This is a genomic window from Providencia sp. PROV116, from assembly GCF_028482485.1.
Lineage (GTDB): Bacteria > Pseudomonadota > Gammaproteobacteria > Enterobacterales > Enterobacteriaceae > Providencia > Providencia rettgeri.
The window spans coordinates 23,212-35,318 of record NZ_JAMPQO010000018.1 but is presented as its reverse complement, the minus strand read 5'-3'; the positions used below and the strand labels follow the sequence as shown (position 1 = coordinate 35,318).

The 12,107-nt window shown below is 42.6% G+C and carries 10 protein-coding genes; 9 read left to right on the top strand and 1 reads right to left on the bottom strand.

Annotated features, from left to right (window positions below; all coding sequences use genetic code 11):
* The first annotated feature begins 91 nt into the window (after positions 1-91).
* The 6 genes from PSE72_RS12820 (at position 92) to PSE72_RS12795 (ending at position 7,155) form a co-directional block, all read left to right on the top strand.
* On the top strand, positions 92-1,084 hold the full coding sequence (locus PSE72_RS12820; RefSeq protein ID WP_198641755.1) for a substrate-binding domain-containing protein: 993 nt from the start codon (positions 92-94) through the stop codon (positions 1,082-1,084).
* 157 nt (positions 1,085-1,241) lie between these two features.
* The gene (locus PSE72_RS12815; protein WP_004907876.1) at positions 1,242-2,759 is read left to right on the top strand and encodes a sugar ABC transporter ATP-binding protein; all 1,518 of its coding nucleotides are present in this window, start codon (positions 1,242-1,244) and stop codon (positions 2,757-2,759) included.
* Complete coding sequence (locus tag PSE72_RS12810) at positions 2,752-3,741, top strand: ABC transporter permease (protein WP_004259203.1); 990 nt, start codon at positions 2,752-2,754, stop codon at positions 3,739-3,741. Before PSE72_RS12815 ends, PSE72_RS12810 begins: the two co-directional genes overlap by 8 nt.
* 13 nt (positions 3,742-3,754) lie before the next feature.
* Positions 3,755-4,789 (top strand): ABC transporter permease, encoded by a 1,035-nt coding sequence (locus PSE72_RS12805; RefSeq protein ID WP_004259206.1) that lies wholly within the window; start codon positions 3,755-3,757, stop codon positions 4,787-4,789.
* 18 nt (positions 4,790-4,807) lie between these two features.
* A complete protein-coding gene (locus PSE72_RS12800) occupies positions 4,808-5,671 on the top strand; it encodes an L-ribulose-5-phosphate 3-epimerase (RefSeq protein WP_115168013.1) in 864 nt (287 codons plus the stop codon).
* 11 nt (positions 5,672-5,682) lie between these two features.
* A complete protein-coding gene (locus tag PSE72_RS12795; protein ID WP_115168014.1) occupies positions 5,683-7,155 on the top strand; it encodes an FGGY-family carbohydrate kinase in 1,473 nt (490 codons plus the stop codon).
* Positions 7,156-7,218: 63 nt separating this feature from the next.
* Here the strand turns inward: PSE72_RS12795 and PSE72_RS12790 are convergent, their stop codons facing one another.
* Positions 7,219-8,565 carry a phosphoethanolamine transferase gene (locus PSE72_RS12790; protein ID WP_272690977.1) on the bottom strand — a complete coding sequence of 449 codons (1,347 nt, stop codon included), beginning with the start codon at positions 8,563-8,565 and terminating at the stop codon, positions 7,219-7,221.
* A 473-nt stretch (positions 8,566-9,038) separates the two neighbouring features.
* Between PSE72_RS12790 and PSE72_RS12785 the strand changes: the two genes are divergently transcribed.
* From PSE72_RS12785 to PSE72_RS12775, 3 genes are read left to right on the top strand one after another with little or no spacing between them, the layout of a single operon-like run.
* The gene (locus tag PSE72_RS12785; RefSeq protein WP_115168016.1) at positions 9,039-9,821 is read left to right on the top strand and encodes a sugar phosphate isomerase/epimerase family protein; all 783 of its coding nucleotides are present in this window, start codon (positions 9,039-9,041) and stop codon (positions 9,819-9,821) included.
* A 4-nt stretch (positions 9,822-9,825) separates the two neighbouring features.
* Positions 9,826-10,806: a sugar kinase gene (locus PSE72_RS12780; protein ID WP_110731640.1), complete on the top strand. Its 981-nt coding sequence runs from the start codon at positions 9,826-9,828 to the stop codon at positions 10,804-10,806.
* A 13-nt stretch (positions 10,807-10,819) separates the two neighbouring features.
* The gene (locus tag PSE72_RS12775; RefSeq protein WP_109912671.1) at positions 10,820-12,100 is read left to right on the top strand and encodes an MFS transporter; all 1,281 of its coding nucleotides are present in this window, start codon (positions 10,820-10,822) and stop codon (positions 12,098-12,100) included.
* Positions 12,101-12,107 lie beyond the last annotated feature (7 nt).

Here is a 12,107-nt window from a genome sequence, read left to right as displayed (position 1 = left end):
TAGGCATATCTAAATATGAGAAATTCATTATTTCTAAAAATAAAAATTCTTGATTTAGTATCCATCTACACTAAGGAATACAACTATGAACATGAAGAAGCTAGTTTTACCTTGTTTAATGAGCGTTGCACTATTTTCAAATGTCGCGATGGCTGAATCACAAAAAGCACAAAAGCCCTTTACCATGGGTGTCGTCGTGAAAGTCGGTGGTATTCCTTGGTTTAATGTTATGGAACAAGGTATTACTGAAGAAGGCAAAAAACTGGGAGTAAACGCCTTCCAAGTTGGCCCAACAACCGCTGACCCTGCGGAACAAGTTCGTGCTATCGAAGATTTAATCGCCAAAAAAGTAGATGTCATTGGCGTTGTCCCTAACGACGCTAAAGTTCTTGAACCTGTATTAAAGCGAGCTCAAGACGCTGGAATTAAAGTCATTACCCACGAATCACCAGACCAAAAAAATGCAGATTGGGACTTTGAATTACTTGATACCCAAAGTATGGGGGCTAACCATATGAGAGATATGGCGGCATGCATGGGCGAAGAAGGCAAATATGCCATGTTTGTAGGAAGCCTGACAGTACCATTAGTGAACGAATGGGCAGACGCGGCAATTGCTTACCAAAAAGCAAACTACCCGAAAATGCAAATGGTCGATGACCGCTTTGGTGTTGCCGAATCCGTTGACGACTCAATGCGTACAGCCAATGATTTATTATCTAAACACAAAGACTTAAAAGGTATCATGTCATTTGGTTCACAAGGCCCTATCGGTGCAGGCCGTGCCATTGATAAACGCCGCAAAAATGATGAAACCTGTGTATTCGGGACATTTACGCCAGGCCAAGGCATCAAATTACTGGAAAAAGGTGCAATTGATGGCGGCTATATTTCCAATCCAAAAGTCGCAGGACAAGTATTTGTACAGGTTGCAACTGCCATGATGAATGGTGAAGAAATTAAAGATGGCGTGTCTATTGGTGATATGGGTGAAATCAAAGTCAGTGGTAACACCATTTTGAGTGATAACCCCGTTAATTTGAATATTGAAAATACTAAAAAATTAGTCGAAGTCGGTCTGTAATTTCACCCTGTTAAAATAACATTCACAACAAAAATACAATATTTATCAATATATTAAATTTTATGTTCTTTGAGTTCGAGTTGCCTGTACTAACACAGCAGCTCGAACTCATCACGAACAAGCCAACACCAATTTATTTGCAGTAGGAATTGTACTTATGACAAGCACCTCAAAAGCTGACAAATCCGATCCACTCATTACCTTGCGAGACCTTTCCAAAAGCTTCGGTGGTCACCGTGCATTACGCAATATCGATTTGACGCTCAACAAAGGTGAAGTGCACTGTTTAGCAGGCACCAATGGGTGTGGGAAAAGCACATTAATTAAAACCATCAGTGGTGTCTATGCCCCTGATGACGGTAGCAAAATTGAAATTGATGGAAAAAGCTATCATCGGCTGACGCCAGATAAAGCCCGTGAATTAGGTGTACAAGTTATCTACCAAGATTTGTCGTTATTTCCTAATTTAACCGTTGCCGAAAATATCGCTTTTGAGCTGAATCTCAAAGGCTATTTTGGCTGGTTTCGCAAAAAACAACTGCGCGAAAAAGCGTTAGAAATCCTCAATGAGTTGGCTTTCACCATTGACCCTGACACACCGGTACAATTCTTACCCATTGCTCAACGCCAACAAGTTGCTATCTGCCGAGCCTTAGTCGCTGATGCACGTCTGGTGATTATGGATGAACCAACGGCTTCATTGACCCGTACAGAAGTCAACCAACTACTCTCAACAGTTAATTACCTAAAAGATAAGGGAATTACCGTTGTTTTTGTGAGTCATCGACTAGAAGAAGTCAAAGAGATCTCTGACCGCATCACCGTGATCCGTGATGGTCAAAAAATTGGGACATGGCCTGCTGAAGGCTTAACTACACGCAAAATTACTGAATTAATGACTGGCTTAGACATTGTCCATGAACGTAAGCCACCAAATAACGCGGAAGACCGACGCACGGTACTCGAGATAAAAAACCTCAGTCGAGCTGGCCAATATCGTGATATCAACTTAAATTTAAAACGCGGCGAAGTATTAGGTTTATGTGGTTTGCTTGGTTCAGGCCGCACCGAATTAGCGCTATCGTTGTTTGGCATTACCCATCCAGACAGCGGCGAATTATTCATCGAAGGCAAGCCTGTTAAGTTAAAAAATAACACCGACGCTATTAAGCGTGGTATTGGTTATGTATCTGAAGACCGCCTGACTTTAGGCGCTATCTTACAGCAATCCATCGCAGACAATATGGTGATTTCGATTCTTGATCGACTCAAAACACCATGGCATTTAATCGATGAAAAACAGTGCCAAGACATCGTACAAGAGTGGATAGCCGACTTAGATATTAAAGTCACCGACCCAAATAACGCCCTTTCAACACTTTCAGGCGGTAACCAGCAAAAAGTGGTACTTGCCAAATGGATTTTAACACGCCCTAAAGTACTGATTTTAGATTCGCCAACCGTTGGCGTCGATATCGGTGCAAAAGACAGTATTTACAAACTCATTCACCGTTTGTCAGGTGTCGGTATCTCTATTTTATTAATTACCGATGAAGCCTCCGAAGCTTATTACAATTGCGACAGAATTTTACATATGAAACAAGGCTCTATCGTCAAAGAAATTGTGACAGATTCCATCAATGAGCAACAATTGGAGGAAATCATCAATGGCTAATTGGCAAAAATTACGACCACAATCTGTCGAAGGCTGGCTGACTTGGGTCATTCTTATCATGGTGGTGTTCTTCACATTGATGAGCCCGCAATTTCTGACTATTCAAAATTTACTCGACCTCAGTGAAAGCTATGCGGTGACGGGTATTTTCGCCTTGGGCTTATTTGTGGTTCTTGTCACTGGGGGCATTGATATTTCGTTTGCTGCTGTGGCTTCCGTAGTGCAATACGTGATTGCGACTTGGTTATTACAAGGTTTTATTGCAAGCCCTGCGGTCAGTATCACATTAGCGATTATCATCGGTATCGCCTTTGGATTAATCAATGCCATTTTGATTTATTCGCTGAATGTTGTGTCGATCATTATCACCATTAGTATGCAATCACTGCTGTTTGGGATGCTGATGTGGTTAACCAATGGGCACAGTATTTATGACTTGCCTGATTGGTGGGTTGACCCTGTGACTATCTTGCCTTTTGAAGTGGATGGCGAATATTACCAAGTTGGCTTGCCGTTAATTGTGATGCTTGGCATTGCCTTCTTAACGTGGATTTTGATGAATAAAACCCACATCGGCCGTCAGTTATACGCTGTAGGCGGAAGTCAAGAATCTGCATCTCGTATTGGTATCCGTGTTTCAGTGATTTACTTGTTTGCCTATGGCTACCTTGGTGCAATGGCGGCGATTGGCGGCATGTTGCAAACCTACCGAATGAGCGAAGTGGTACCGAGTGCCCTTGTGGGCGGAGAGCTGGATGTGCTTGCTGCAGCTGTATTAGGTGGCGCCAGTTTATCCGGTGGACGAGGCTCTGTGATAGGTACACTAATGGGCGTTTTCCTGATTGGTATCTTGAAAAACGGCCTAAACCTGATTGGTGTTTCAAACTACTTCGTCAATATCGTCATTGGGCTGGTTATTCTCATTGCGATTTGTATTACTCACTACAAAAAACGTAAAGAGACGGACGTAGGTTTTGTTTAACAGGAATATCACCATGAAAAAAAATGCTTTTTTTAAAATTGATGGCTCTGTTATCGGACTGCTTTCAATCTTTGTTCTGGCTATCGCCGCATTTAGTATTGCCATGCCAGGTCACTTTTTTACCCAAAACACGTTTTTAAGTATCACTTTTCAGTTACCTGAATTGGGCTTACTTACCTTTGCCATGTTTGTACCTATGTTAAGTGGCGGCTTAAACCTTGCAATTATTAGTACCGCTAACTTAACCGGCCTGTTTATGGCTTGGGTGTTTATCAATTACCTTCCGGTGGATGCAGGAACGGGTACACAGCTGATGTGGTTAGTCTTCGCATTAATTGGCGCAACCGTAATTGCGGTCATTATTGGTAGCTTAACGGGACTGATGATCTCCCACATCGGGGCGCACCCTATTCTAGTCACTCTCGGCACCATGACGATTATCAGCGGTATTGGCGTTTACCTCACCAAAGGAGCGGCACTCAGTGGCATGCCGCCCATTGTTCGTGCCATTGGCTCCGATACCGTGCTTGGGGTGCCAATCGCGATGATTATTTTCATCGTTACCGCAATTCTGTTAGCGCTTTTTCTAGGCTGTACGCGGCTAGGTAAAAATATTTATATGAGTGGCAGTAATATCAATGCAACGTGGTTCAGCGGTATTCGTACCGACCGTGTGATGATTGCGATATACACCATTTCTAGTCTGTTATGTGTGTTAGCTGGGCTAATCATGATGGCTCGCTTTAACTCTGCACGTATGGGCTACGGAGATTCCTATTTACTGCTCACCATTCTTGCCATCGTATTAGGTGGAACTAACCCATTTGGGGGAGTTGGTAAGGTTAGCCGAGTGTTCTGTGCCTTATTAGTTTTACAGGTCATTGCGACAGGTTTAAGCCTGCTAGGCGTGAGCCTGCACTTTAACCTCGCTGTTTGGGGGATCACGCTCATCTTGGCATTAGCATTCAAGTTCTTCAAAGAAAAATGGAGTGCTAAACGTGCGATGAACCGCAACCAACGCCTTAATAAAGCATCGACACAAAGTTAATTTTTCAAGGGGAAAACCATGCGCAAGCATCCAATTGGTATTTATGAAAAAGCATTACCGAAAAACAGCAGTTGGTTAGAAAAATTAGTTATCGCAAAATCTGCGGGTTACGATTTTGTGGAAATGTCAGTAGATGAAACTGACGAACGTCTAGCTCGGTTAGACTGGAGCATCGCAGAACGCCTGGAAGTTGTTAGAGCCATTCAAGAAACAGGCATTCGCATTCCAAGTATGTGTTTATCTGGCCATCGCCGCTTTCCTTTCGGTAGCCATGATGAAGCCACCCGTATGATGGCCTATACCTTAATGGAAAAAGCCATTAAGCTCGCTCAAGACTTAGGCATTCGTACTATCCAGCTCGCGGGTTATGACGTTTACTATGAAGAACAAGATGCCGAAACGATTGCCAATTTCGAAAAAGGCATGCAATGGGTCAGTGAAATTGCGGCCGCCTCTCAAGTGATGTGTGCAGTGGAAATCATGGATACGCCTTTTATGAATTCCATTAGCAAATGGCAAACGCTTTCCGATAAGATTCGCTCACCTTGGTTCAGTGTGTATCCTGATGTCGGTAACTTAACCGCGTGGGGTAATGATGTCGAAAAAGAATTCACCCAAGGAATTGAACACGTCGCAGCGATTCACTTAAAAGATACGTATGCAGTGACCGAAACCTGCAAAGGCCAATTTCGTGATGTGCCTTTCGGCGAAGGCTGCGTAGATTTTGTTAATTTATTCAAATTATTAAAACGTTTAAATTACCGCGGTTCCTTCCTGATTGAAATGTGGACAGAAAAAGCCGATGAGCCGCTGATTGAAATTATCAAAGCCCGTCATTGGATGGAAGACAAAATGCAACAAGCAGGCTGGTACAACGCCTAAAGGAGCCGATAATGAATGCATTTTTTATGGGTGTTGACCTTGGTGGTACCGTCATTAAAGCGGGTATCTACACCGCAGAAGGCCAAGAAATTACCGTTGCTGAACATTCTTTTCCCACTGAGAGTCCACAAGCAGGTTTTAGTGAACGCAATATGGAGATGCTGTGGGAAGCGGCTTGCAGTGTGATTCGCCAAGCGATTCAAAATAGCCAACTCAGTCCCGCCCAAATTTCTGGTGTCAGCTTTTCTTCTCACGGCAAAGGGCTGTATTTACTCAATAGCCAAGGAAAACCGGTTAGAAATGGGATTGTGTCATCTGATTCACGCGCTCAATCTATTGTTGATGAATGGCACCAAGACGGCACTGCGGATAAAGCTTATCCATTGAGTTTGCAGCAATTATGGGCTTCTCATCCTGTGGCCCTACTACGCTGGTTAAAACAATACGAGCCTGATAATTATCGTGATACTCAGCATGTTTTGATGGTCCACGATTACATCCGCTACCGTCTAACCGACCAAATTGCCTGCGAAGAAACCAATATTTCTGGTAGCCAATTATTTAACCAAACCCTGTCGAGCTATGATCCTAAATTATGCCAATTATTTGGTATTGATGAGGTAAATGACAAACTCGCACCAGTAATTAACTCAGCGCAATTAGCAGGAACGGTAACCCACAAAGCTGCTGTAGAATCTGGGCTTGTGGAAGGAACCCCTGTATTTGGTGGCTTCTTTGATGTCGTGGGTGCAGCGTTGGCGTCAGGGGTAAGTCAAAAAGATAAACTCAGCGCCGTAGCCGGAACTTGGACCATTTCAACACGTGTCTTCGATGAAATTGTGCCTTCAGATTACCCATACGTATGGAGTAAATACTGTATTCCAGGTACCTATTTTGTCCACGAAGGCAGCCCGACTTCCGCCAGTAACCTCGCGTGGTTCACTCGTCACTTCTTCAATCAACGTTTGCAAGATTATGATGTACTGAATCACTGTGTGGCTGAAGGGGCAACGCGGCCAAACGATATTCTATTTTTCCCTTGGCTGTACGGTTCTAACTACCACAGTAATTTGCACGGTGGTCTACTCGGATTAAGTTCACACCATACGGATGCCGATATTGTTTATGCTATCTATCAAGGGATTGTATTTTCACATTTATTGCACCAAGACCGTATCGTTGGCCTTGATAATACAACTGAATCTATTCGCTTCACAGGTGGCCCAACACAGTCACCATTGTGGATGCAAATGTTCTGTGATGCCAGTAACTTGCCGTTAGATGTCGTCAACGTACAGCAATCAGGTTGCCAAGCCGCAGCACTTTGTGCCGCTGTCGGAACAGGTTACTACTCAGGTTTTGATGTCGCCATTGCAGCAAGTACCCCTAAAATCACCACTTACCAACCAAACTCCGTTGGGTATCAACAGTTACGTGATAAATTTGCCCGCTTTAAAGCAGTTGCCGATGCATTGAGTCAATAACCTATTGAATAAAGATAATAAAGGCAGAACAGATAATTCGGTTCTGCCTTATTTTTTGACAAATTAATTGTCAGCGACGACTTGGGTATTAACTGTGGCTGGTGATAATACGGTATCCTGCGGCAAGCTATCGTACTTCACAAACTCATCCCGTGGGAAAACAAAGACATCAATATCTTTTTCAGGTGTGATAGTCTCCGCTACGATACTTTTCGCTGGGGATGTTAGGTTAGTTTCTACGCCTAACCACGACGCGAAATAATCAAATAAATTCCACTCACTTAACGTTTCATCGCGAAATTCACGTTTAGTATCATCCGAATTGATGACCACTAATGGAACTTGATATGCCCCTTTCACGAGTTGACCATGACGTAAGTATAGATTTCCTTCTTTGATATACCCTTTATACTCTGCTTCCAGTGCTTTTACGTGCTGTTTATTAGCTTTGACTAGCCCTTGCCCATGGTCAGAAAAATATAAAATGGAGAATGGGTTATCCCCATTTTTATTATTTTCTTGCAAGATACTATAAATATCACCAATAAAATCATCACTCAGTTTAATCGCTGAAACATAACAGTTCGCTATACTTCCCCAGCCCGTATCAAATTGCTCAGGGTTAATGTTGTAATTATTTTTAACGAGTTCACAAGCTCCTTTCGGCCAACCATCATGGTGAGGCCCCCACATATGAACAAAAATGACTTTTTCTTTCTCTGACGGGTTATTTAACGCGGCTTTAAAGGCAGGTAACATTTTAAAATCATTGGTGAGTTTATTCACACTGTCATCAACGACAACCTTTTCTTGCACGAAAAGGTTGTCAAAACCAGGCTTGCTGTCTCTAACCGGTAAAAAATAATTCGCCTTTAGAAAATAATTTGTAAAGCCAATTTCATCATCACCAAAGCTGCCATTATTACCGATGTAATAGGTTTCATAACCCGCTTTGTTGGCTAAATCAACAACCGAATTATTATTGTAATACGGCTTTTCATGGTGCTGTGTGATCGTATTTAAATCATTTTTCGCTAATGCACGCGTTAAAGTCGGTACCGTATTGGATGCTGCACTAATAAAATTATTGAAAAAACGTCCATTTACCGATGAAAGAAATGGTGTATTTTCTAATGGATAACCATAAGTATTCATATAATTTTTATTGGTACTTTCACCAATAATGACGACTTTTATCTTATATTTATCATCATTTTTTTTAGTAATTTGAATATCACTAGCCGTATTCACCCCATAGCAAAGATCTGCATTGCTTTTTGCTGCTTGGATTAACTCTGGTGTACAGGCTTTTTTATAGACTCCCGCACTTTCATTAGTATTTGCTTGAGCCCATGTAACGCTAGCTAACAGAAGCGCACTACAAAGTGCGGTTAATTTCATTACTTTCATATTCAGAACCTCATCTTCGTAACTTATTATTTTTTATGAGTTGCTGTGGTGTAGTCAGGGTAGAGTTTGTGAAATTAATGCAGCTATTGCACTAAAATTTCACACCTTAATTAATATATTGAAATATTATTTCATTAAAAGGCGAAGAAGACGAAATTGAGATACCGATAACAATAATTAATTATGAAGAATCACGCATTTATTAGGTACATTTTCATATTGCCTGTATATAAAAAAATAATAATCAATTAGTTATGGAATATAAATGTATTGATCAGAAAGAATAATAGGCGTTACACCCATTACATCTAGAGTTGTGATAAAGATCGGCAATTAAACATTTGTCGCTATTGGGTTAGTGATATAGCTCTGATTTTGCTCTTTTGTCACTAGAAAGCACAATGGAACCGGTTCCATAATGAGTTATTCGCAATGACAAATAGGCTAATGCCCTATTCAGAGAGAGGAAAGTCATGAGCAAACACATTATTGTTGTCACCGCCGCCTATGGGGCACAAACCGTAAAACAATTAGGTGGCCAACAGGCTTTATTCGATATTATTCAAAACAGCCATGCGGATGGCGCAGAGATCCGCCAAGAACTCTTACTACCAAGCGATAATTTTTCGGATATTGCCAAAGGGTTACAATCAAGGCAGCTCACCGCCGTTTATTCCGTGCCTGACACGCTATTTCAGCAACGTAGCCCTATCGCTATCACTAAACTACAAGGCTATTTTGAAGATGCCAAACAACTTAATGCTCGCTTTTTAAAACTATCACTCGGTGAATTACCAGAAAATTATGATTTATCGGAAGTCATTAATCTTCTCAATCAATACAACACGCAGTTAGTGATCGAGAATGACCAAACCGAAGTCGGTGGCCATATTACGCCTCTTGAACGTTTTTTTGCTGATGTAAAACACCAAAATATGCCTATAAAAATGGCGTTTGATATGGCGAACTGGTACTGGCATCGGGAAGATCCGTTAAAAGCTGCACATATTTTTGCTTCCCAAGTCGCTTACATTCACGTTAAAGCCTGCCAATTGCGTGGCAATAAACGCGTTGCTGTAGCACTTGATGACAGCGACGGCACATGGAAAGAAGTACTCAACCTTCTACCAGATGACGCTCCTTGTGGTATCGAGTTTCCGCTCGAAGGGCATGATTTACGCGCAGTCACTGAATACTATGTTTCTCTATTAAAGAACTTCTCTGTTAAAAGCTCTCTCAGTGAAAGGGGAAATTAATTTAATGAAAAATCAATTAGATGTAGTTACTCTTGGCGAAGCCATGATGATGTTCGTCGCCACGCAAACAGGGAAATTGCATGAGGTCGAAAACTTTGTTCGTCGTGCTGCAGGAGCAGAGCTCAACGTTGCTGTTGGCCTTTCACGCCTTGGGTTAAGAACAGGATGGATAAGCCGCTTAGGTAATGACTCTTTCGGGCGTTTTATTCAAGCCACATTGGATAATGAACATGTGGATACTCAATGTGTTACGGTAGACTCTCATTACCCAACAGGCTTTCAACTTAAATCTAAAGCTGAAAATGGAACCGATCCCATTGTGGAGTATTTCCGCCAAGGCTCTGCGGCCAGCCATTTAGATTTAACCGATTTTAATGAAAATTATTTCTTATCCGCACGCCATTTGCATTTAAGTGGTGTGGCAGCCGCGCTTTCACCCACCAGCTACCAACTGTCACTGTATGCCGCGAAATGGATGCGAAATGCAGGTAAAACACTATCATTTGACCCCAACTTGCGCCCTTCTCTATGGAAGAGTGAAACAGAAATGGTGAAACAGCTCAACCAACTCGCGTTTCAAGCTAATTGGGTTTTACCTGGCTTAAAAGAAGGCAAAATTCTGACAGGCTTCGACCAACCCGAGTCTATTGCTGATTTTTATCTCGCTCACGGTGTTGAAGCCGTTGTGATTAAAACCGGAGAACACGGCGCATATTATAAAACAGCGGATAACCAGCAGGGCATATCTCCTGCCGTTCATGTTAAACACGTCATTGATACCGTTGGAGCTGGCGATGGCTTTGCCGTTGGCGTCATTAGCGCCTTACTTGAAGGCTTAACATTACCGCAAGCTGTTGCAAGAGGTAATTTTGTTGGAGCAAGAGCCATTCAAGTTATAGGTGATAGTGAAGGTTTACCAACCCAAGCGCAACTGCAGCATGAAATGGCATTACTCTACGTAGCCACCACTAAAGCGGTATGTTAAAAGGAAATCGATTATGACAATGAATACTCCAGCAATGTCACGTTGGTGGCGCATCATGCCAATCGTGTTTATCACCTATAGCCTTGCCTATTTGGATAGAGCAAACTACAGCTTTGCCGCCGCCGCAGGTATCAATGCCGACTTAGGTATTACCAAAGGGATGTCGTCGCTACTCGGCTCATTATTTTTCCTTGGCTATTTCTTTTTCCAAATACCTGGCGCTATTTACGCGGAAAAGCGCAGTGTCCGCAAACTGATTTTTGCCTGTATTTTTCTCTGGGGAATTTTTGCTAGCCTAACAGGGATGGTCAGCAATATTCCGATGTTGGTAATTATTCGCTTTAGCCTTGGAGTCGTCGAGGCCGCAGTCATGCCTGCGATGCTTATCTATATCAGTAACTGGTTTACTCAGTCAGAACGGTCACGCGCCAACACCTTTTTAATTTTAGGCAACCCAGTTACGGTGCTGTGGATGTCTGTGCTATCCGGTTACCTCATTCAGGCATTCGGTTGGCGGGAAATGTTTATCATTGAAGGGGTTCCTGCGATTTTGTGGGCTTTTTTCTGGTGGAGAACTGCACGTGATAAACCCAGCCAAGTGAGCTGGCTCAGCCAGACTGAAAAAGAGACATTAGATAAAATTCTTAGTGACGAACAAAAAAATATCAAGCCTGTTCGCAATTACCGCGAAGCCTTTAAGTCTCGTAATGTGATTTTACTATGCGCTCAATATTTTTGTTGGAGCATTGGGGTGTATGGTTTTGTACTGTGGTTGCCATCTATTATTCGTGGGGCATCCAACCTTGGAATGGTAGAAACAGGCTGGCTTTCTGCCGTGCCTTACCTTGCTGCAACCTTAGCCATGATCCTCGTGTCATGGGCATCTGACCGTATGCATAACCGTAAACTATTCGTTTGGCCAATGCTTTTGCTTGGGGCGGTTTGTTTCCTCGGCTCATACCTGCTCGGTAGCACGAATTTCTGGTTCTCTTATACCTTATTGGTGATTGCAGGCGCTGCAATGTACGCTCCGTACGGGCCCTTCTTCGCTATCATTCCTGAAATGTTGCCAAAGAACGTTGCAGGTGGTGCAATGGCATTAATCAATAGTATGGGCGCATTAGGTTCATTCTTTGGTTCATGGTTTGTTGGCTATTTAAATGGGGCGACCGGTAGCCCAAGTGCTTCGTATATGTTTATGGGGCTCGCACTATTAGCCTCAGTCTTCTTTACCTTAATTGTCAAACCAAGCCAAGAACAAAATAGTGATGCGGTCATCACGAAACATGCTTAAAAGGGAT

What these genes read in the sequence shown, in the direction of transcription:
- PSE72_RS12790 (WP_272690977.1), bottom strand. Translation starts at nt 8,565, where the DNA reads ATGAAAGTAATGAAATTAACCGCACTTTGTAGTGCGCTTCTGTTAGCT.
- PSE72_RS12795 (WP_115168014.1), top strand. Translation starts at nt 5,683, where the DNA reads ATGAATGCATTTTTTATGGGTGTTGACCTTGGTGGTACCGTCATTAAA.
- PSE72_RS12815 (WP_004907876.1), top strand. Translation starts at nt 1,242, where the DNA reads ATGACAAGCACCTCAAAAGCTGACAAATCCGATCCACTCATTACCTTG.
- PSE72_RS12775 (WP_109912671.1), top strand. Translation starts at nt 10,820, where the DNA reads ATGACAATGAATACTCCAGCAATGTCACGTTGGTGGCGCATCATGCCA.
- PSE72_RS12785 (WP_115168016.1), top strand. Translation starts at nt 9,039, where the DNA reads ATGAGCAAACACATTATTGTTGTCACCGCCGCCTATGGGGCACAAACC.
- PSE72_RS12780 (WP_110731640.1), top strand. Translation starts at nt 9,826, where the DNA reads ATGAAAAATCAATTAGATGTAGTTACTCTTGGCGAAGCCATGATGATG.
- PSE72_RS12810 (WP_004259203.1), top strand. Translation starts at nt 2,752, where the DNA reads ATGGCTAATTGGCAAAAATTACGACCACAATCTGTCGAAGGCTGGCTG.
- PSE72_RS12820 (WP_198641755.1), top strand. Translation starts at nt 92, where the DNA reads ATGAAGAAGCTAGTTTTACCTTGTTTAATGAGCGTTGCACTATTTTCA.
- PSE72_RS12805 (WP_004259206.1), top strand. Translation starts at nt 3,755, where the DNA reads ATGAAAAAAAATGCTTTTTTTAAAATTGATGGCTCTGTTATCGGACTG.
- PSE72_RS12800 (WP_115168013.1), top strand. Translation starts at nt 4,808, where the DNA reads ATGCGCAAGCATCCAATTGGTATTTATGAAAAAGCATTACCGAAAAAC.